General features: G+C 64.4%; 20 protein-coding genes and 1 pseudogene. 9 read left to right on the top strand and 12 right to left on the bottom strand.

Annotation, left to right across the window (positions count from 1 at the left end; translation table 11 throughout):
* The first annotated feature begins 7 nt into the window (after positions 1-7).
* Positions 8-544, top strand: a complete 537-nt coding sequence (locus tag AC10V3_RS30345) for a DUF1404 family protein (protein ID WP_349607010.1) — start codon at positions 8-10, stop codon at positions 542-544.
* A gap of 252 nt (positions 545-796) precedes the next feature.
* Here AC10V3_RS30345 and AC10V3_RS30340 read toward each other — a convergent pair whose 3' ends face one another.
* Positions 797-1015, bottom strand: coding sequence for a hypothetical protein (locus tag AC10V3_RS30340; protein ID WP_022539076.1), 219 nt, complete (start codon positions 1013-1015; stop codon positions 797-799).
* A 488-nt stretch (positions 1016-1503) separates the two neighbouring features.
* Here AC10V3_RS30340 and AC10V3_RS30335 point away from each other — a divergent pair, with 488 nt between their 5' ends.
* Positions 1504-3174 (top strand): MASE1 domain-containing protein, encoded by a 1671-nt coding sequence (locus AC10V3_RS30335; RefSeq protein ID WP_490923866.1) that lies wholly within the window; start codon positions 1504-1506, stop codon positions 3172-3174.
* On the top strand, positions 3155-3820 hold the full coding sequence (locus AC10V3_RS30330) for a response regulator (protein WP_022539074.1): 666 nt from the start codon (positions 3155-3157) through the stop codon (positions 3818-3820). The genes AC10V3_RS30335 and AC10V3_RS30330 overlap by 20 nt, the downstream gene beginning before the upstream one ends.
* A 56-nt stretch (positions 3821-3876) precedes the next feature.
* Here the strand turns inward: AC10V3_RS30330 and phnE are convergent, their stop codons facing one another.
* The 5 genes from phnE to senB all read right to left on the bottom strand — a co-directional run bounded on the left by phnE (position 3877) and on the right by senB (position 8373).
* Entirely contained in the window at positions 3877-4674 is a 798-nt protein-coding gene (gene phnE / locus AC10V3_RS30325; RefSeq protein WP_022539073.1) for a phosphonate ABC transporter, permease protein PhnE, read from the bottom strand.
* Between the two features lie 3 nt (positions 4675-4677).
* Entirely contained in the window at positions 4678-5499 is an 822-nt protein-coding gene (locus tag AC10V3_RS30320; protein ID WP_022539072.1) for a PhnE/PtxC family ABC transporter permease, read from the bottom strand.
* Positions 5496-6323, bottom strand: a complete 828-nt coding sequence (locus AC10V3_RS30315; protein WP_349607012.1) for a phosphonate ABC transporter ATP-binding protein — start codon at positions 6321-6323, stop codon at positions 5496-5498. The genes AC10V3_RS30320 and AC10V3_RS30315 overlap by 4 nt, the downstream gene beginning before the upstream one ends.
* On the bottom strand, positions 6320-7144 hold the full coding sequence (locus AC10V3_RS30310; protein WP_022539070.1) for a putative selenate ABC transporter substrate-binding protein: 825 nt from the start codon (positions 7142-7144) through the stop codon (positions 6320-6322). The genes AC10V3_RS30315 and AC10V3_RS30310 overlap by 4 nt, the downstream gene beginning before the upstream one ends.
* Before the next feature lie 212 nt (positions 7145-7356).
* On the bottom strand, positions 7357-8373 hold the full coding sequence (senB, locus tag AC10V3_RS30305) for a selenoneine biosynthesis selenosugar synthase SenB (protein WP_022539069.1): 1017 nt from the start codon (positions 8371-8373) through the stop codon (positions 7357-7359).
* Between senB and senA the strand changes: the two genes are divergently transcribed.
* Entirely contained in the window at positions 8372-9571 is a 1200-nt protein-coding gene (gene senA, locus AC10V3_RS30300) for a selenoneine synthase SenA (protein WP_490924324.1), read from the top strand. The genes senB and senA overlap by 2 nt on opposite strands.
* A gap of 144 nt (positions 9572-9715) precedes the next feature.
* On the opposite strand, the gene AC10V3_RS30295 is transcribed toward senA, so the two are convergent.
* Genes AC10V3_RS30295 through AC10V3_RS30285 form a run of 3 tightly spaced genes read right to left on the bottom strand, consistent with a single transcriptional unit; the run spans position 9716 to position 12153 of the window.
* Positions 9716-10564, bottom strand: a complete 849-nt coding sequence (locus tag AC10V3_RS30295) for an SDR family oxidoreductase (protein ID WP_022539067.1) — start codon at positions 10562-10564, stop codon at positions 9716-9718.
* A gap of 41 nt (positions 10565-10605) precedes the next feature.
* Positions 10606-11367, bottom strand: a complete 762-nt coding sequence (locus AC10V3_RS30290; protein ID WP_022539066.1) for an SDR family NAD(P)-dependent oxidoreductase — start codon at positions 11365-11367, stop codon at positions 10606-10608.
* A 45-nt stretch (positions 11368-11412) separates the two neighbouring features.
* Complete coding sequence (locus AC10V3_RS30285; protein ID WP_022539065.1) at positions 11413-12153, bottom strand: SDR family oxidoreductase; 741 nt, start codon at positions 12151-12153, stop codon at positions 11413-11415.
* A 281-nt stretch (positions 12154-12434) separates the two neighbouring features.
* Between AC10V3_RS30285 and AC10V3_RS30280 the strand changes: the two are divergent.
* The 3 genes and pseudogenes from AC10V3_RS30280 to yedA form a co-directional block, all read left to right on the top strand.
* Positions 12435-13318 (top strand): annotated as a pseudogene (locus tag AC10V3_RS30280) (AraC family transcriptional regulator); the annotation flags it as partial.
* 436 nt (positions 13319-13754) lie between these two features.
* Positions 13755-13940, top strand: coding sequence for a hypothetical protein (locus tag AC10V3_RS30275; protein ID WP_022539063.1), 186 nt, complete (start codon positions 13755-13757; stop codon positions 13938-13940).
* Positions 13941-14186: 246 nt separating this feature from the next.
* Positions 14187-15065, top strand: a complete 879-nt coding sequence (yedA, locus tag AC10V3_RS30270) for a drug/metabolite exporter YedA (protein WP_022539062.1) — start codon at positions 14187-14189, stop codon at positions 15063-15065.
* A 16-nt stretch (positions 15066-15081) separates the two neighbouring features.
* Here yedA and AC10V3_RS30265 read toward each other — a convergent pair whose 3' ends face one another.
* From AC10V3_RS30265 to AC10V3_RS30255, 3 genes are all read right to left on the bottom strand, one after another.
* Positions 15082-15774 (bottom strand): GntR family transcriptional regulator, encoded by a 693-nt coding sequence (locus AC10V3_RS30265; protein ID WP_022539061.1) that lies wholly within the window; start codon positions 15772-15774, stop codon positions 15082-15084.
* A gap of 103 nt (positions 15775-15877) precedes the next feature.
* Positions 15878-17491 carry an OpgD/OpgG family glucan biosynthesis protein gene (locus tag AC10V3_RS30260; protein WP_022539060.1) on the bottom strand — a complete coding sequence of 538 codons (1614 nt, stop codon included), beginning with the start codon at positions 17489-17491 and terminating at the stop codon, positions 15878-15880.
* Positions 17492-17620: 129 nt separating this feature from the next.
* On the bottom strand, positions 17621-18376 hold the full coding sequence (locus AC10V3_RS30255) for a TerC family protein (protein WP_022539059.1): 756 nt from the start codon (positions 18374-18376) through the stop codon (positions 17621-17623).
* Positions 18377-18577: 201 nt separating this feature from the next.
* Between AC10V3_RS30255 and AC10V3_RS30250 the strand changes: the two genes are divergently transcribed.
* Both AC10V3_RS30250 and AC10V3_RS30245 read left to right on the top strand, forming a co-directional pair.
* On the top strand, positions 18578-19555 hold the full coding sequence (locus AC10V3_RS30250) for a 2-dehydropantoate 2-reductase (RefSeq protein WP_022539058.1): 978 nt from the start codon (positions 18578-18580) through the stop codon (positions 19553-19555).
* A 275-nt stretch (positions 19556-19830) separates the two neighbouring features.
* On the top strand, positions 19831-20550 hold the full coding sequence (locus AC10V3_RS30245; RefSeq protein ID WP_022539057.1) for a GntR family transcriptional regulator: 720 nt from the start codon (positions 19831-19833) through the stop codon (positions 20548-20550).
* Positions 20551-20600 lie beyond the last annotated feature (50 nt).

The raw sequence follows: 20600 nt of genomic DNA, 5'->3' as shown, positions 1-20600 counted from the left end.
GCCTGGCATGATGCTCAGCGCCGCCGCGCTACTGCGCCCATGGCTGGAAGCATCGATGGCGCGGCACATGGCGATAGAGTTGCCACTATTGTTTGCAGTCGGGTTTCATGCCGCAGTCCTATGCCGGGCACCAATGCGCCATGCGTTGGAGCGCTGGAATGCGTTCGGGATTCCGGGTCTTGCCGGCTCAGCGTTGATTCTGGGCTATTGGATGCTACCCGTGGCATTAGACAGTGCGGTGCTCAGTCCGAGTGCCGGCATGGGCAAGGTTGGCAGTATGGTCCTGGCCGGCGTGCTTGGCGGGCTATCGTGGCGTAGTGCCGGCATCATCGTGCAGGCGTTCTTTGTGCTTAACTGGGCGTGGATGACATTTGTCGCGGGCTTGCTATACCAGTCGACGCCTGAGCAGCTCTGTAGTGTCTATCTTTCCAACCAGCAGGAGTCGGCCGGCTTAGCCATGATGGCACTTGCCGCCGCTGTCCTGATGGCTTGGCTGTTCAAGGCGTTCCAGTGGCGCCCCCGCCAATTCGAGGAGGCGCCTTAGCTTTGAAGGAAAAGCCACCTGCGGGCAGGTGGCTTGGCGCTCTGCACTATCTGTTTCAGTTATGCAACAGCGTGGCTCGGGAGCTAACGAGTCGCTGCAAAAAAAAGAATCCCCCGAGGCTGTTACTCGGGGGAGGTGCTGGTTTGTGGCCGGGTACCCTGTACGCCCGACCACTGTGTTCTATTGGGGACCCTTCTGTAGTTGCTTACTTACTGACATACTGACGTCAACCAGTCCATCGCGGTTGGTGATTCATGCGCCATCGGTGAACCCGTCTCGCCTATCCGTGACTCTCGCACCATCTGAATAGACGTCAAACTTGGTGGTCTTTCCCCCATCGGTATATGGATCTCGCGGCCCCATCACGCTGGCGCCGTCGGTGTAGACATCTCGCGCCCCGATGCCGGCATAGGCCACCCCGGCGCTAAGCGCCGCACCCGCCGCAGCGAGCAGTAAGAACGTTCTTACCATTTTTCTCACCTCCTAAGGTGGTTGCAAGAACCCGAGACGAATTCTTTCCGCGCCAGTTTGTGCGCCGCAACTTTGTACCACTTCAATGTATGCCCTGACGGCAAGCGCATGTATAAGGGGCTGGTCCGAAAAGAGGCTAGGGGATTGCCCTATTCGATGGCGGGGCGGACTCCGCCCTGTTGGGCTGCCCCGGATCCTGGACGAATACCCGAAACCCGGCGCTAATACGGAATCTCGCGTCGAACCCGGACGGTATAGCTCACCGAATCCACCTGGCTACGCTTACCGCACAGGGGAGTTCTGAAGTAGATTCATAGTAGTCTTGCGGCACCTTGGTTTCGCAGCACTTCGCCTGGCAGGAATTTGGTGCAAATACGTGATTTGCCACAGGTGCGTCGGATACTAACTATCGCAAGAGTATTGTCATTGCGGCTAACGAGAAAAAGACCTGATGTGCCACGGGCTGTCCCCAGGATTCGAAGCGAGCAATGGTAATCATTACGCGAAACTCGAGGCTCAGCCTCTTCGTTAACACTGCATTGGTCGCATTGGCGTATTTCGCAGGTGCAAAGCTGGGACTTGCCTATGCGGTAGTGGGCGGTGCAGTGTCCCTGGTGTGGCCTTCCAGCGGCATCGCCCTCGTTGCACTGCTTGTCATGGGCTTCGCAGTTGCCCCCGGAATTGCCATCGGCTCCGTTTTGGCAAACGTGTCGGTGGGCGTGCCGCTACCGGTGGCTGCGGTGATTGGCCTCGGGGCAACGGCTGCAGCCTTGACGGCTTCGTTATTGTTGAAGCGGGTAGCCCGATTCCAAATCACCCTGGATCGCATCAACGACGTGATTGCCTTCATCATCCTGGCTGCGACGGTCAGCACGGCAGTGAGTGCGCTGATCGGTGCGAGCGCCCTCGTAGGAGCGGGCCTGGTGCCAGTCAGCGGGTACGGCGCAGCTCTTCTAAAATGGTGGCTCGGTGACATGATGGGGGTGCTCGTGGTGGCCCCGCCGCTGCTCATCTTGCTCAAGTATCCGAGCCCGATCCGCTCCGCAAAGCAGGCCGTGGAAGCGTGCGGACTGACCGTTGCGATCTTCTGGGTGAGTTACCTTATCTTCGGCGCCACCGAACTTGCCGGGCACGGCTACTATCCGGCAGCCCTCGCGATTTTTCCGTTCACGATCTGGGCGGCTCTCCGCTTCGATCACTTGGGCACCTGCCTCTCAACCTTGCTGGTCTCAATCGTGGCCATCTGGGGCACCGCGAACGGCACCGGTCCCTTTGCCACCGAATCTCCGGTGGATAGCCTCGTGAGATGGTGCGCCTTCGCCAATGTCGTGGCAGTTACCGGACTGTTGCTGGTAGCGGCACATGCTCAGGGAAAGCGCTTCCATAGCCTCCTGCTCGCCTCCCACGTCGAGTTGGAACGGCGCGTGCAAGAGCGAACCCAGGAACTGGAGCGCGCCAACAATGAACTGAAGCAGGAGATGGCGCGACGTCGTCGGCTGGAAGGAGAGCTGATCCGAATCGGCGATCGGCAGCAGAGACTCATTGGCCGGGAACTGCATGACGGCCTCGGGCAGCACCTCACCAGCCTTGGCTTCTACTGCACCACCTTGAATCAGGAACTACAGGAGCATTGCCACCCGGCCGCCGCGGAGGCGGCTACCATCGTCGAACTGGTGAAGCAGGCGTCCCAGATGACGCGCAAGATTGCCCATGGCCTGGACCCGGTCGCCATGGAATCTGGTGGCCTTACGGTCGCCCTGCAAGGGCTGGCACAGACGACCCGCTCGCTGAATGGCATCGAATGCGCGCTTCGCATCGAGTCAGATGTGGACTTACTGGATCCGCCGATGCAGATCAACCTCTACCGTGCGGCACAGGAAGCCGTCAATAACGCGCTGAAGTATAGCCAGGGCCGCCACATCTGGATCGACCTGGAGCGCGATGGCGGAATGCAGAGGCTTTCCATCAGTGACGACGGGGTGGGGGTCGACCCGGAGCAAATGGAGCGTGCCTCGGGACTGGGACTTCACAACCTGCGTCACCGGGCGAGCCTTCTGGGCGGCTCTTGCACGGTCACCCGCAATGCTTTGGGTGGCACCACGGTTGCCATCAGCTATCCGATACCGGAGAGTCCGGGCAATGAAAGGGAAGCCATCTAGCCTGGGCCGTGCGACCCAGATCCTGATCGTGGATGACCACCCCATTATCCGGGAGGGGTTAACCCACTTGCTGAATCAGCATGAGGATCTGCACGTCTGCTGTGCGGCCGCCAGTGCCGAAGAAGCCATGGCGGCGGTGGCCTGCCAGCCTGACCTGGCCATTGTGGACCTCAGCCTGCACTCGAACTCCGGCCTGGATCTTGTCAAGACGCTGCGGCAACACTATCCAACGCTGGCAATCCTCGTCCTCAGCATGCATGACGAAACCTTGTTTGCCGAGCGCGCACTGCGGGCAGGAGCAAACGGGTATCTGATGAAACTGGAGGCCACGGAGCATATCTTGAACGCGATCCGCGAGGTGCTGGCCGGTAATATTTACCTGAGCGCCGCAATGCATGAGAGGTTGGCGCGGGCTCTGACGGTTCCCAAAAAAATTGCGACGGGCTCGATCGCGAGCCTTTCGGAACGGGAGTTCGAGGTCCTGCACCTGATCGGACTCGGCTTCAGCACCCGCGAGATCGCCGGGAAACTGAATCGGAGCGTCAAAACCGTCGAGGCACATCAGGCCAACATCAAGGAAAAGCTGGATATTCCTAACGGCAAGGAACTGATGCGCTTCGCCATTCAGTGGCTCGAGAGCCAATAGGGCGGGGTCCACCGGATCAGGCAATCGCCTGGAAACTCTCTGGCCGGGCACCGCGGTCAGGCGTGAACCATGACCCGATCGCGGCGCATGAATGCGCTGGCGGCGTCGACCAGTGCCGCAAGGACGAGCATGGCGATGATGACCGTGCAGGCCTGCGCCAGGTGAAAGAGCGAGAGTTCGAAGTACAGCATCTGCCCAAGCCCGCCGGCGCCGACGAAGCCCAGGATCGCGGCCATGCGGATATTTGTCTCCCACCGATACAGGGTGTAGGCCAGGAACTGCGGCTGGACGCAGGGGAGCGTGCCATACAGGAAGGCGAGGGCGGGGGACGCCCCGGTTGCCAGCAGCGCCTGTGCCGGTGCGGCCGGGGCATTCTCCAGTGCTTCGGCGAACAGGCGGCCAAGCACGCCGGCGGTGTGCAAGGCCAGGGCAAGGGTGCCGGCAAATGGTCCGAGGCCCACAGCCAGTACGGTGAGGACCGCCCACACGAGCTCGGGCACCGAGCGCAACAGGTTCAGTGCCAGCCGCGACAGCGCCTTCAGCGCAGCGCCATGACGGCCGGAGGCAGGTAAGGCCAGGACCAGGCCAAGGACCGCCGCGCACAAGGTGCCCACGGCAGACATTGCAAGCGTTTCGAGCATGCCCCTCGCGGTCCTTGCAAGAAGGCCGGCCGACAGGTCGGGGGGGAAGAAGGATTGCAGGAAGCGCAGCATCTCGCCGGCCGCGTCCATGGAGAAGAGCCGGCCAAGATTGAGCGAGAGATAAGCGAAACTGGCCGACACTACCAGTGCCACGGCGAGGAGGGTGAACAGGCAGCTCAAGCAGAGCTGGGCGGCCTTGGTCTTGTCTGCCATGATTTACGCCAGCAGTTTGCGCAGCCGGGCGCTGATCGCGTCCGCCAGCAGGACCAGCAGCAGGAAGACAAGCAGGATGGTCGCGGCTTCACCGCCATTGAGCAGTTTCATCGCCTGGTCCATCAATTGGCCGAGCCCACCGGCGCCGACGAAGCCCATCACCACCGAAGCCCGGATCGCGCACTCCCAGCGATAGACCGTGTAGGAAACCAGCTCCTGCGCCGCATTCGGCAGCAGCCCATAGAGCAGCGCCACCACGCGCCCGCTGCCACCGCCGAGCAGCGCGTCCACCGCGCGCCGGTCGCCGGACTCGAGGATTTCCGCATAGACCTTGGCCAGCATGCCGCCATAGGTGATGGCAAGTGCCAACACGCCGGCCGCTGGCCCCAGGCCCAGGGCGCGCACGAAGAGCAGGGCCCAGACCAGTTCGGGCACTCCGCGCAGCAGGAGCACAAGGGCGCGCACGCCGATGCGCAATGCCATGCGCTGCTTGCGGGCGGGGCCGGGTCCGATGCGGGAGATCGACAGGCTGTTCGTCATCGCTACGGCCAGCGGCGTGGCAACGACGAAGGCGAGGGCAATTCCCGCCGTGGCGATCGCCAGTGTCTCCAGCGTGGCCTTGACCACGTAGCCGAGAAACTCGGCCGAAACCTCAGGGGGGAGAAAGTTGCGCAAAAAGCTCCCCATCACCTTCAGGTTGCCGGCCTCGAACAGCGCCGACGGATCGAACTGGGAAAGCCTCAGCAAGGGCCACAGCAAAAGCAGCGCAACGACCAGGCCGCTCGCCCGGCGCAGCGCCTGCGGATCGCGCGGGTGGGCGCTCATCGGCACGCCGATTTGGGCCGGTCGCCGCCAGCCGATCCGGCGGCCATGAGCAGCGGCTCGCGGCCCTGCACCGGCGGCGACTCGCTTTCGGAGGCATAAAGCTCCCGCAGCAGGGCATCGGTGACGCGTTCGGCCGGCAGGTCGAAGGCGATCGCGCCTGCCCTGAGCCCCACGATGCGCGGAAACCAGCGCAAGGCCAGATCCACTGCGTGCAGGCTGGCGACCAGCGTCGCTGTCCGCGTCGCCGCTTCCTTGCTCAGCTCGCCCAAGGTCAGGTTGGCCAGCGCAGGGTCCATGGCCGCGACGGGTTCGTCCGCCAGGATCAGCTCCGGGCGCTGGTATAGCACGCGAGCGACGCCTACCCGCTGGAGCTGGCCCCCGGACAGTTGATCGCAACGGTCGAACAGGCGGTCGGCCAGATCGAGGCGGGCGAGCTGTTCGGTGGCGCCGGCAAGATCAGCCGGGTAGGCCAGGGACAGCATCGACTTCCATGCTGGCCAGACGCCGAGGCGGCCGGCCAGAATGGCGGTGACGACGCGCTGCCGTGGTGGCATTGGCGGCGCCTGGTGCACCATGCCGATACTGCAGCGCAAGCGCCGCAGGTGTCCGGCGGACAGCGCCCAGGGGCTTTGCTCCAACACCTCGACGCGGCCCTCGCTTGGCCGCAGGGCCGTTGCCAGCAAACGCAGCAAGGAAGTCTTGCCGGCCCCCGATGGGCCGATGACGGCGATGCGTTCGCCGCGGCCCCCGGCGAGCGTCAGCTGGCTGAGCGCGCGCTGTCCGTTGGCGTAGCGGATGCTCGCGGTCTCGATGCGGAAGCTCACTTGATCAGGCCCGCGCCACGCGCCGCGGACTCGATGCCCGCGTAGTTCTCCGGCCGGGTGGTGATGTATTTAGACGTCCGCTGCAATGCCATGATCTCCCGCTGTTCGGGGTTGCCCGGGTCAAGCCGGAGGAAGGCCTCGGTCAGCTTCTTGCGCAGGGCCGGATCGAGACCGCCGCGTACGGTCCAGTTGTAGTCGTAATAGGGCGGCGTGACGGCGAACACCCTGACCTTGTCGGGATCTACCTTTTTCTGCTCCACCAGCTTGTCCCAGACCGAGGCATTGAGGACGCCGGCGTCGGCCCGGCCGGCCTGGACGAAGGCGACCGTCGCATCGTGGGCGCCTGAATAGGCGACGGTCTTGAAGTCCTTGTCCGGATTGATGCCGGCCTGCAACAGGAAATGCCGCGGCATCAGGTGGCCGGAAGTCGAGGACGGCGAACCGAAGGCGAAGGTGCGGCCCTTCAGGTCCGCCAGGGACCTGATCGTCTTGTCGGCGGTGATGAATTTACTGGTGAAGGCGGCATCTTCCTGCCGCTGGACGATGGGGATGGTCGCCCCATTCGTGCGGATCTTGCTCTGCACGTAGGTAAAACCGCCCAGCCAGGCCATGTCGATCTTGCCGGTTGCCAGCGACTCCACCACGGCAGCGTAGTCCGTGACCGGCACGAACTCCACCTTCATGCCAGTCTCCTTCTCCAGGTATTTGCCCAGCGGCGCGAACTTGCGCTGCAATTCGGTCGGTGACTCATCGGGGATGGCCGACACCTTGAGCACCGGCTGGGCGCTGGCAAGACCGGCCAGGCCCAGCAGGCCAAGCATGGAAAGGCGCCTCAGGGTGCGCGAGAGAACAGGGAACATGGTGGAGAAGGATCCAGGGTTGGCACGGCAATGGTGGGGACGGCCTTTCATCGCTGGCCGCGATACCGACCAGCAGCGATGACGGGGCCGGGAAGTACCTCAATTTGCCTTGAATTCATGAGGATCTCCGACAGCACACCGGGGTCCGCAACCTCCGCCATTCGTTGCCTGGTTCACGGCGGGGATGCGGCTTGTGCTTGTTTCAGGGCGTCGGCGACAAGTTTAGTCACTTCCGCCTGTTCCCGCGTCGGTGCGAACAGCGGCGCCCGGTGCGCAACTTGCTCCCGCAGGCGGGCCAGAAAGCCGGCATCCCGGCTGACCCGCTCGAGCAGGAGCGCCAGCTGCCGGGCGTCTCCCGCGGGGAAATAACCCTCATAGTCGCAGCCCAGCATGCCGATATTTCCCGGGATGCGGCTGGCCAGCACCGGCACACCGCTGGTTACGGCCTCGGCGATGACGTTGGCGCCGCCTTCCATCACGCTAGAGATCACCATCGCCTGTGCTTGCCGGATGCGCCGGCGCGTCTCGGCATGCGGCAGTCTGGCCAGCCAGACGTAGCGCTGCACCGCTGGCCAGGCGCGCGCTTGCAGAGCCTGCGCCGCCTGCACGTACGCATCGTCAAGGGCGCCGCCTATGTGGATGAGCCGCACGCGCGAATCGTCGGGAAGCAGTTCCAGCGCCCGCATGGGGGTCAGAGGGTCCTTTTCCGCCCGCATGTGGCCTACCAGTACGATATCGAAGGTGCTGCCACCACCGGATGTGCCCGGCACGTATGCCGGGGCCGACTGGTAAATCACACGGCACTTGGCGCGATGCCGGGGAGGCAGTTCGGCTAGCCCTTCATCCTGCAGCACCACCAGGTGGGTCGCGAGATCGAGGGAGCGCCGGGCGGATTCGTCACAGTGGATGTCGCGATAGAGGTCGGTTCCGGTCAGCACCGCCACCAGCGGCCGATCCGGGCAGGCCGCGGCAAACCTTGAAATACTGTCCGCCGACCGCCGGGCGTGCAAGGCGATCATGCAGTCGGGCAGGGCGCCGCGCTCGCCGTCCGACGGCCACTCCGCGGCCAGCACGACACCGTAGTCGGCGCGCAAAAAGCGGGACCAGCGGCTGGCGGTCTGCCAGTTGCCATTATTGGCTTTCCGGAGTGCCGGACTGATAATTGCCACGGTGGCCTTTGGAGGGTGCATGGCGATGAGGGCTGAAGGGCTTGCTGCGAGAAGCATAAACAAGTTCGGGCTGGATGAGGCGTTCGTCGAAGCGCATCGACGCACGTGGGCCATCCTGCAGGATTTGTCGCCGTCCCAATGGCGGGTTCGCTACGATCCGGGGATCAACCCGCCATTATGGGAGTATGCCCATATCGCCTGGTTCACGGAGCACTGGATCCTGCGCGATCCGCGCGCCGGCCAGGGAGGGCGATTCGCTGCCAGGCTCCCCTCCTTGCTGGCCGACGCGGACCGCTGGTTCGATTCCATGCGCGTTGCCCACCAGGACCGCTGGCATCTGGACCTGCCTCAGCTCGCAGAGATACGCGACTACGTGGGCGCGGTGCTCGATGGCGTGCGCAACAGGCTTGCCGCCACTGACGACACCGACGAGGCGCTCTATTTTTGCCGTCTCGCCTTGTTCCACGAGGGCATGCACGCCGAGGCGCTGACCTACATGCGCCAGACGCTTGACTATCCGCTGCATGCTCCGCTGGCGATGCCTTCGCTCGCGCCCGGCGGCGGCGATGTGGCGATCGCCGACGATGCCTTCCTGATGGGGGCGTCGGGGGACAGCGGGTTCGTGTTTGACAATGAGAAGTGGGGGCACCCGGTCCGTATCGCGCCCGCTCGTATCGACCGCCAATGCGTCAGCAACGCGGCATTCGCCGAATTCGTGGCCGCGGGCGGCTATCGCGACCGGCGCTGGTGGTCGGATGAAGGTCTGGCGTGGCGGCAGCAGAGCGGGCTGGCGCATCCGGCACGGTGGCGCCAGGCGGCGCGCGACGTGCCGGGGCAATGGGAATCGCGCTGGTTCGGGCAGTGGGTGCCGCTTCCCCTCGACCTGCCGGTCTGCCATGTCAACGCCTATGAAGCGCAGGCCTATTGCCGGTGGGCCGGCAAGCGCCTGCCCACGGAAGCTGAATGGGAGTATGCGGCGAGCCGCGGCCTGATCGAATGGGGTGGGGCGGTGTGGGAATGGACGGCCGATCCGTTCCTGCCTTTTGCGGGTTTCTCGGCAGACCCCTACCAGGAGTACTCCGCGCCCTGGTTCCGCACGCATCGCGCGGTGCGCGGCGGATCGTTCGCCACGCATGCCCGCATGCAGCATCCCCGTTACCGGAATTTCTACCTGCCGCACCGCAGTGACATGTTTGTCGGATTCCGGTGCAGCGATTGACGGCCGGTTACGCGTCGACGATGGACGCAGGCGAAGCGATGGGCCATCGGCAAGAGCCAGCGTACGGAGCTTAAGACTGGAGTCGGTGCCGCTTTCGGTCCCAGGTCTCCTGGGCTGCGTACGCGGCACCCCCTTACCTCTCGATTACTCGGCGAAGTCCGTGGCTTCAGAGGACCCCTTCCACACGTCGAGATCCTTCCTGACCCCTTCGGCCTTGGCTGCCGCGAGTTCGTTCGCGATCTTGCCCGCAAACAGGTGCAGCGGCGGCGATTCGACACTGGCGGCCTGAATGATCAACCGGGCCAGCTTGTCGGGGTCACCAGCCTGCCGTCCATGCAGCGTGCCGAGATGAAGGTCGATCGATGCCTTGGCCTCCGTATACTCACTGATCTGGTGCGTGGCCACCGCCAGCGCACCACTTGACAGGAAGTCGGTGCGCACGGGCCCCGGATAGACCACGGTCGCGCGAATGCCGAGTTCGGCGACTTCCGCGGCCAACGACTCGGTCAGACCCGCCAGCGCGAACTTGCTCGCCACGTAGCTGCCCCAGCCGGCGTAGCCGCCCTGGTAGCCGACGATGGATGCAATATTGATGATGTGTCCGCTGCGCTGGCCCCGCAGATGCGGCAGGGCATGGCGCTGCACGAGCAGTGGCGCGAAAAAGTTGACCTCGAAGTTCTGGCGGACCTCCTCGTCGGACAGCGCCTCGACAGTCCCTTGCTGTGCGTAGCCGGCATTGTTGACGATCACGTCGATCGAGCCAAACCTTTGCACGGTGCTTTCGATCGCCGCGTGGACGCTTCGGTCATCGGTCAGGTCGACCTCGAGTGGTAGAAATCGTTCGGACGAGTCACCGATGGCGTGCGCAAGTGAGGCTGCCGTGCGTGACGTTGCGGCCACGCGATGGCCCTGCTCAAGGAGATGCTTGACGAGCTTCTGACCCAGGCCTTTCGATGCGCCGGTTACAAACCAGGTGCGGGATGCTTGCTTCATGATGGTATTCCTGTGGGGTTGGGATTGTTGACTACGCGCGTTCAAGGCAACGCGACGCTCATGCCGCCGTCGGCCATCACGAGCGCGCCGACGATGTAGCTGGCCTTTTCCGAAGCCAGGAATGCGATCACTTCTGCAATCTCCTCGGGCTGGGCTGCGCGGCGTATGGGAGCATTCTTGCCGTGTTCGGCCAGGAACGCTGGTCCATCGGCATGGATGTGGTTGGTGATGTTGGTCACCACGTCGCCTGAGCCCACCGCATTGACGCGGATGCCGTGCCCGATGGCTTCGAGCGACAACGCGCGCGTCAATTGCGCCAGTGCGCCCTTCGAGGCGGCATAAGCCGCGATGAGCGGAAACGCCTGCTGGCATGCATAGGAGCCGACATTGACGATGGCGCCCGACCTGGCCGACACCATCACGCGCATCGCCTCGCGCGAGAACAGGAACGCGCCGGTTGCGTTGACTGCCTGGATGCTGTTCCAGTCGTCGAGCGACATCTCGACCACCGGCTTGTTGATGATGATCCCGGCGTTGTTGACGAGGATATCCAGCTTGCCAAACTGTTCGACGGCGGTCGACACAGCTCGCACCGCGCTTTCCTCGCGCGCAATGTCGGCCACGAGCGGCAGGACGCCGGGTCTGCTGAGCGTCTCGACGTTGGCGTTGCGGTCAACTGCGACAACGTTTGCGCCCTGGGCGTGCAGCAGTTCAGTGGTGGCCAGTCCGATGCCGCTGGCCGCGCCGGTTACGATTGCGACCTTGCCTGCGAAGGCGCCAGTCGCTGCATTGCGTGGTGTCATGATGAGGTTCTCCTGGGATTGACTTGTGCTATGTGTTCAACGCGTTCAGAACGGGCTGGCCGTCGGACGCACGATGATCTCGCTCACGTCGACATCGGCCGGTTGTTCCACCGCGTACGCAATGGCGCGGGCGATCGCATCTGGCGTGATGGCGATGCGTCGAAATTCCTGCATCGCCGAGCGTGCGACATCGTCGGAGATCGAGTCGGCCAGTTCGGATTCGACGACGCCGGGACAGACGACTGTCACGCGGATCTTGTCCGTTTCCTGGCGCAGCCCATCGGAAATGGCGCGCACGGCGAATTTGGTTGCGCAGTAGACGGCTGCGGTCGGCGAGACGGACAAGCCGCCGATCGACGAGATGCTGATGATCTGGCCCGCGCCTTGCTGCTCCATCGCTGGCAGCACGGCGGCGATGCCGTGCAGCACGCCGCGGATGTTCACGTCGATCATCCGGTCCCACTCATTGACCTTCAGCGCGTTCAGCGGAGAGAGCGGCATCACGCCAGCGTTGTTGATCAGCACGTCGATGCGGCCGAAGGATTCGAGCGCGAAGCGCGCGAAGGCAGCAACGTCTTCGGCCGAAGTGACATCGAGTGCGCGATAGCGGACGGTGGCGCCGGCCGCCTGCAGCGATTCGGCCAGTTCGGCGAGCCGATCCGTGCGTCGTGCGCCGATGACAAGGCGATGACCTTGGGCGGCGAGCAATCGGGCGGTGCCTTCGCCAATGCCGCTGCTGGCGCCGGTGATGAGGATGACCTTCGATTCGGTGGGTTGGATTGCCATCTTGCATACTCCTATTGGTGGCTCGGTTTGGGAGGCGGCTGCCGGCGATTGCCGCGCGAGACGTCTTTCCAGGATCGGCCTTCAGGAAAGCGATACTGTTCGTTGGCCGGTGAGGGAATGTTAGGTACGTCCAGCGCCGCGGCGAATACACGTATCGATGGCGTTATTGCCTATTTCTATCAATCTGGGTGACGGGCGCGGATGGCGGGGACTAGAATGGCGACAATCGCAAGCGAAAGGAGAGAGCCGTGTCGAACGCCCTGAATCCTGCTTCCACTCGCATGGTCCGCCTGCTTGAGCGACTGGCGCCGAACGAGGGCTATACCCAATCGGCGCTCGACAGCGTCCGGCTGATGCGCTCGGACCGTCCGCTCGGGCGCACGCCAGTGCTGTATGAGCCGAGCATCGTCATTGTTTGCCAGGGGCGCAAGATCGGATTCCTGGGCGATGGGGTCTACGTCTACGACGCGCAGCACTATCTCGTGCTGTCCGTGCCGTTGCCGTTCTCGACAGAGACTCAGGCCACGCCAGGGGAGCCAATGCTCGCGGTGTCGGTGCGCCTGGACTTGATCGAACTCAGCGAATTGATCACGCAGATCGACGCCGCCGGGCATCATCCCGAGGCGCCCCCGACCGGCATCGTTTCCACACCGCTTGCAGGGGTCTTGCTGACGCGACGCTACGGCTGTTGCAGGCATTGACGTCACCGCTCGATGCGCAGGTTCTGGGGCCCGACATCGTGCGCGAAATCTGCTATCGCGTGCTGACGGGCGAGCAAGGCGGGGCAATGCGCGCTGCGCTGGCGCATCATGGCCGATTCGGACGGGTGGCGCGGGCACTCAAGCGGATTCATGCCGACTATGCAACGCCGCTCAACGTCACGCGTCTTGCGGAGGAAGCGGGCATGAGTGTGCCGGCGTTTCATGCCAACTTCCGTACGGTGACGCAGACATCGCCGATCCAGTACATCAAGTCGACCCGTCTTCATCAGGCCCGGCTGCTGATGATTCGAGACGGCGTGACCGCGGCGGCGGCTTCGGCGCGTGTTGGCTATGAAAGCGCATCCCAGTTCAGCCGCGAGTTCAAGCGCCTGTTCGGCAGGACGCCGGTCGAAGAGGTGCGTGACATGCGCGAGTCGTTCACGCTCTCGCCGGCGGTAATGCTCGACCATTTGGAATGGGACAGTATGGCGCTCACGCGGCAGAAGCGTGCGCGATCGGCTGTTGCGACGTCACGGCGCCGCGTTACTGCGTGATCGGTTGGGCGTGGGGCGCCTGACAGTAATACCGAAACGTGGCACAGGCACATATCGGAGAGGTGCCGCGGATGCCGTGGGGCCGCGGGCCGGCGCGTAGCCCTGTCGGCCGTTCGTAGTGACACCCTCCGCGAAGCGTTGTTCGTTGGTCAACCGCTTGGCTTTTCTATTCGTGCCGCAGCTTGTCGAAAGGCATATCGCTTCACTTCCGACATCTCAGGCTGTCTTTCTCGGCACTAACCGTTGCTTTCCCCCATACGTACTTTCACCTAATGCTGCGATGCGACAATTCCTTTGCTACAATCAGGGAAAACCCGATGAGGGTAATCCCGAAAGGAAGAACGCCATGAACACCCAATCCGATATCAAGCTGACTGACCAACTCGAACGCGATCTGATCGACCGCGAACTCGGTACGCAACGCCTGGGTTTCGCCCACGACGTGAAGCGCACCATCGCTGCCTTCCAGGCCATGGTCGAGCGCCTGCAGACCCAGGCCCGCAAGGCCAAGGTAGTTTACGCCAACGGCTAAGCTGTGCTGAAGCTGCGGTAATTTGCGGTATCTGCGGCAAATTGCGGGCTTTCTGCGGCCTCGCGGCTGCATTGTAGAACCGGCCATACGCGCGCCCGCTGGGGCCTGACGCGCGGCCGGTTTTGTTTTTCCTGCGGTTTTTGCGTGCTTTGTGAGCAACTTTCGCAAGGCTTGCCAGACCTTTTCGTTTGGTCGCGCCGGATGCGGGGGCTATCGTGGATGCCTTCTCTACGCTCCCGTCCGACCATGCCACCGCTTGTCCTGCTCTGCCTGCTGATCACCTACGTGGTGTGGGGCACGACCTACCTGGCGATCCGCTTTACGCTGGAGAGCTTTCCGCCGCTGTTCATGATGGGCACGCGCTTCCTGTGCGCGGGCCTGCTGCTGGCCGCCTGGCTGGCGTGGCGCGGCACGCCGATGCCGAACTGGCGGCAGCTACGCAACTGCGCGGTGCCGGCGGTGTTCCTGCTGGTGGGCGGCATGGGGCTGACGGCGATTGCCGAGCAGACCATCTCGTCGGGCGCGACCACGGTGATGATCGGGTCGATGCCGATCTTCGCGCTGATCTGGGGTGCGTGCTTCGGCAACCGGCCCAGGTGGTACGAGTACGTGGCGATCGCGATCGGCAGCGTCGGCATCCTGGTGCTGACGGCGGGCGCGGAATTCCGCGTCAGTACCATGGGCGTGGTGGCGCTGATGCTGGCGGTGGCGAGCTGGTCGTTCGGCTCGGAGCTGGCGCGCCGGCTGGAGCTGCCGCAGGGGCCCGCGGCCTTTGCAGCGGAGATGCTAATCGGCGGGGCGGTGCTGATGGTGCTGTCGGCGCTGCGCCAGGAACCGTGGCCGGCATCGGTCAGCGCGCAGGCCGGCTGGGCCTGGGTCTACCTGGTGGTGGCGGGCTCGCTGGTGGCGTTTTCCGCCTATATGTACCTGGTGTCGACGGTCAGCCAGACGCTGGCCGCCAGCTACGTCTACGTAAATCCGCCGGTGGCGCTGGCAATGGGCGCGTGGCTGGGCGGCGAGCAGATCGCGCCGCAGACGCTGGGCGCGGTGCTGCTGATCCTGCTGGCGCTGACCGTGCTGAGCCTGGGCACGCTGCGCACGGCGCGCGCTCAGGCTGCGGCCTGATCCGTCCGGTCGCCGTTCAGGTGCCGGACTGCTCCTGGATCCAGAGCGAGAGCCGGACTTTGTAGGCCTGCTGGATATGCCGGCGCGCGATCTGTTCCGCCAGCGCCGGGTCGCGCTGTTCCAGCGCCTCCACCAACGCGATATGTTCCTCGTACGAGCTGCGCGCACGCCCCGGCACTGACAACGTGGTGCGCCCGAGCAGCGCCATCGATTCATGCAGCGAGCGCAGGTTCTTCAGCAGGTAGCGGTTATGGGCGCAGCGGTGCAGGGTTTCGTGGAACAGCCGGTTGTTCTGCGCGAGCCGGTCCGGATCGTCGGCGAACGCCAGGTCGCGCTCGACGATATCGCGCAGCAGCGAGATCTCCACGTCGGTGGCATGGCGCGCGGCCAGCGCGGCAGCGGTGCCTTCCAGCACTTCGCGCATTACGTACAGCTCGCTGACCATGCTGGCGTCGAGCTGGGTCACCATCATGCCGCGGTTGGGCTCGTTGACGACCAGGCCTTCGGATTCCAGCCGCGACAGCGCTTCGCGCACGGGCGTGCGCGACAGGCCCAGCGTTTCCGCCAGTTCCACCTCGCGCAGCCGCGTGCCGGGCGAGAGCTGGCCAGCCTGGATGGCGGCGCGCAGTTGCTGGTAGGCGCGCTCTGAGCGCGGGAGCGATGCAGCCTGGCCGCCCTCGGCGGCACCGGCGAACTCTTGAGAAATCATGTGAGGCTGGCTGGTGCTGTGTGACTGTTGTTACCAGCCATCATACCCGGTCGTGCGCGGTCGACATCACGGGGTCGCAATATGGTGCAAGGCGATCCCGGCTTCAGCCCGCCGGCGACTGGAACGGGTGGTACTGGTACAGCCAGGTTTCCGACAGCGGCTTGCCGTTCAGGCGCAGGAACAGGCGGATATCGACTGGCTGGTTGCCATCGGCGGCGAGGTCGAACTGGGCGCGCCAGTGGCCAGGCACGTTATTGGGCACGGCTTCGGTGAAGACATAGGAGAAGGTGCCGCGCGAGGCGGTCAGCACGGCCTCGGGCTTGACGCCGAAGGGGATTTTCTCCAACGGTGCGCCCTTGAACTCCACCATGAACTTGCGTACGCCCTTGGGCCGCTGCTGCCCGGGCTGGCCGCCATTGCCCAGGCGCGTGGCGACGCAGCGCGCCAGCGGCGAGGGAGAGGGCTCGTCGGCCTGCCAGTGCAGGCGGTAGCGCAGGCGATAGGTGTTGCCGGCCTTGGCGGGCGCCTTGGGCACCCACATGGCGACGATGTTGTCGTGGATCTCGTCGTCGGTGCGCAGCTCGATCAGCTGCACCGCGCCGGCGCCCCAGCCGTCGCGCGGCTCGACCCACAGGCTCGGGCGGCGCTCGTAGTTGACGCCGTCCTGGTAGTGGTCGAACAACCGGTCGCGCTGCAGCAGGCCGAAGCCCTTCGGGTTCTCGTCGGAAAACGCCGAGGCGGTGGTCTGCGGCGGATTGTTCAGCGGGCGCCAGATATGCTCGCCCGCGCCGTTCCAGAGCGCCAGGCCGTCGGAATCGTGCACCTCCGGCCGCCAGTCGACGGCGGTGCCCTTGATGCTTTCCGAGAACCAGTACATCGACGTCAGCGGCGCCAGCCCCAGGCGCCCCACGTCCTTGCGCAGGAACAGCGCGCACTCCACGTCCATGATCACGGCCTTGGCGCGCTGCATGACGAAGCGGTAGGCGCCGGAGATGCTGGGGCCGTCGAGCAGCGCATAGACGGTGACCTTATCGCCGTTGCCTTCGGGTGTCTCAAACCAGAAATGGGTGAAGGCAGGGAATTCCTCGGACTTGCCCGCCTCGGCCACGTCGATGGCGATGCCGCGCGCCGACAGCCCGTACTGGTACAGGTCGCCGATGGCGCGGAAATACGAGGCGCCCAGGAAGGCAACCCAGTCGTTCTTGCGCCAGTCGCGCACCTTCTGGTCGCCCAGGCGGCTTTCCTGGAAGCGGAAGCCGGCAAAGCCGCTGCCAGGCGGCAGCTTGTGCGCGGGACTGTCGGCCGGCATGTCGAAGTAGGCATCGTCGTAGACGATCTCGCGCGCCTTGCCCGCGCCGTCCTTGCCGCGCTCGATCACATGCATGCGCACCGGCGTGCGGAAGTAGGTGCCGAGGTGGAAGAAGGTGACCGGGAACTGGCCAGGGCCATTGGCGAACAGCGCGTCGTCGGTGCGGAAGCGGATCTTGCCGTGGGCATCGTAGTCGATGCGCGATAGCACATCGGCCGGGGGCGACGGCGGCGCCGCGTACGGCTTTGCCGCCAGCGCGCGGGCGCGCTCGATCAGGGCGTCGAAGCCGAACGGCTGGGCGTCGCCGAGCTTGATCCGGCTGGCTGCCAGTACCGATGGGGTAATGCCGAGCGCGGCAAGCGCGGCAGAGGCGGTGGCGGAGACCAGCAGGGTTCGGCGATTCATCATGTGGCGAAAGCGTCCTTTTTTTGTCCGGGGTTAGTGCAGAACTGTAAAAGACGGCGCCGTCCGCGGAAAGTTCGGACACCGTCTGTTACAGGCTACGGGCACCCGCTATGTGTGCGGCGCAGAACACACTCAGTGCGCTTCGCCATGCTCCCGGCGGTGCTTGCGCCGCTGGCGCGACAGCATGTTGAGCCCCTCGACTCCCGCCGAGAACGCCATCGCCGTATAGATATAGCCCTTGGGCACATGGTGGCCGAGCCCTTCGGCGATCAGCGTCATGCCGATCATGATCAGGAAGGCCAGCGCCAGCATCACGATGGTCGGGTTGCGGTTGATGAAGTTGGCCAGCGGGGTGGCGGCGAACAGCATCGTCATCACGGCGGCGATCACCGCCACGAACATGATCTGCACGTGCTCGGTCATGCCGACCGCGGTGATGATGCTGTCGATCGAGAACACCAGGTCGAGGACCAGGATCTGCCCGATGGCCGAGGCAAAGCTCTGCACCGCCTTGGCCGTGCCGCTGTCCTCGCCTTCTTCGTCGCCGCTGACGTGCTGGTGGATTTCACGCGTTGCCTTCCACACCAGGAAGGCGCCGCCGGCAATCAGGATCATGTCGCGCCACGAGATTCCCTGGCCGAGGATGGTGAACACCGGCTCGGTGAGCTTGACGATGATGGCGATGGTGGCCAGCAGCCCCAGCCGCATCAGCAGCGCCAGGCTGATGCCGATCTTGCGTGCCTTCTCGCGCATGGCTTCGGGCAGCTTGTTGGTCAGGATCGAGATAAAGATCAGGTTGTCGATCCCCAGTACGATTTCCATGGCCACCAGGGTAGCCAGCGCCGCCCAGGCGGCCGGGTCCTGCACCAATGCCAGCGTCGATTCCATACAAGCTCCGGGTGTCAGTTTTAAGGCTGGCGCCCGGCGCGTGATTCGCCGAAGGCGCATGAAGCTTCATGTTAGCGCAGCGTCGCTTGTCGCCAAACGTGTCCGGAAAGATAAAGGTTGTTTTGCGCCTTTGTGGAATATAGTATGTGATATATCAAAAGATCGTTATCGAGCTTCATATCGAGCCACAAGGAGACAGGCATGAAAGTGTGTATCTATGGCGCGGGCGCCATTGGCGGCTATGTCGGGGCGCAACTGGCGCGCGCGGGGGCGGAGGTCAGCTTCGTTGCGCGCGGTCCGCACCTGGCGGCGATGAAGGAGAACGGCGTCAGGCTGCTGATCGACGGCGAGGAGCGCGTGGCGCAGGTGCGCTGCACCAGCGATCCGCACGAACTCGGGCCGCAGGATTATGTGTTCATTACCCTGAAGGCACATTCGGTGCCCGGCGTGGTCGACCTGATACAGCCGCTGCTGGGGGCCCAGACCGCGATCGTCACCGGCGTCAACGGCATCCCATACTGGTACTTCTACAAGCATGGCGGCGACCTCGCCGGCAGCACGCTGGAGAGCGTGGATCCTGGCGCGCGCCAGTGGAAAGGCCTGGGCCCTGAGCGCGCGATCGGCTGCGTGGTCTATCCCGCCGCCGAGATCGTGGCGCCCGGCGTGATCAAGCACGTCTACGGCAAGAAGTTTCCGCTGGGCGAGCCCGACGGCAGCCGCTCGTCGCGCGTCACGCAGCTGAGCGAGATGATGATGGCCGCCGACCTGGAGGCGCCGGTGCGCGATAACATCCGCGACGAGATCTGGCTCAAGCTGTGGGGCAACCTGTGCTTCAACCCGATCAGCGCGCTCACGCATGCCACGCTCGACGTCATTACCTCGGACCCCGCCACGCGCGCGCTGTCGCGCCAGATGATGGTCGAGGCGCAGGCCATTGCCGAGCGCTTCGGCGTGAAGTTCCGTGTCGACGTGGAGCGTCGCATCGACGGTGCCGGCGCCGTGGGTGCGCACAAGACTTCGATGCTGCAGGACCTGGAGGCAGGGCGGGCCATGGAAATCGACCCGCTGCTGACCGTGGTGCAGGAGATGGGGCGGCGGGTGGGACAGCCCACGCCGATGTGTGACGCCGTTCTGGGCTTGATCAAGCAGCGCGACGCGATGGCGAAACTGGCCGCCTGAAGACGGACCACAGCGGGGGGCATCGCAGTGTCGGGTGCCCCCTGCGGCACGCCGGCGGCGCAAATGTTGCGCGCGCCTGGCTTGCAAAGCGGGAAGGCAGGGCGATAGTGATATACCATATACGACAGACCGCGCACCGCCGCAGTGCCGATGCATGACGACGACGCATTGCTTGATGCATATTCGTAATGAGTCGGGCGTTTTTGCTAAGCTGTGCGGGAATGCGGAGGGCAGCCATTCCGGCCGCCGCGCCACGGTCTCACACGAGCTCATTCATGTCTGCGCAAAGCCAATCGATCGCTCAGCCTCCCGGCCTGAGCCTGTCCGTGCAACCGATCAACGCCGGCGCCAGCCTGCGCGACCAGGCCTACGCCATGCTGCGGCAGGCCATTGCCGACGCCGACATCTACCAGTCGCATGAAGAGATCCGGCTCGATGAACGGGTGCTGAGCGAGGCCATGGGCGTGAGCCGCACGCCGATCCGCGAAGCGATGACGCTGCTGGAGCAGGAAGGCTTCCTGCGCACCGTACCGCGCCGCGGCATCTACATCATGCGCAAGACCAAGCGCGAGATCGTCGAGATGATCCAGATGTGGGCGGCGCTTGAAAGCATGGCGGCGCGGCTGGCGACCCAGAACGCGACCGATGCGGAGATCAGGCAGCTGCGCCATATGTTCGACAGCTTCCGCGATTCCACGCCGGCCGAGCATATTGAAGAGTATTCCGACGCCAATATCGCGTTCCACCAGGCGATCGTGCAGCTGTCCAAGTCGCAGATCATCATGGACACGATCCGCAATATCTTTATCCACGTGCGGGCGATCCGGAAGATGACGATCTCGCAGAGCGACCGCGCGTCGCGTTCGATCGTGGACCACCTGCGCATCATCGAAGCGCTGGAACGGCGCGATACCGAGCTGGCCGAGCGGCTGGTGCGGCAGCACTCTCTGGACCTGGCCGACTACGTCGAGACGCACTGCGATTTCCTCGACTGACGACGGCGGGGCAGGGGCAGGGCGGCGGAATGGCGGACGATGTCCGCCGT

The sequence above is a fragment of the Cupriavidus sp. PB-02 genome (assembly GCF_058252315.1).
This window is presented reverse-complemented; position numbering and strand designations above follow the sequence as displayed.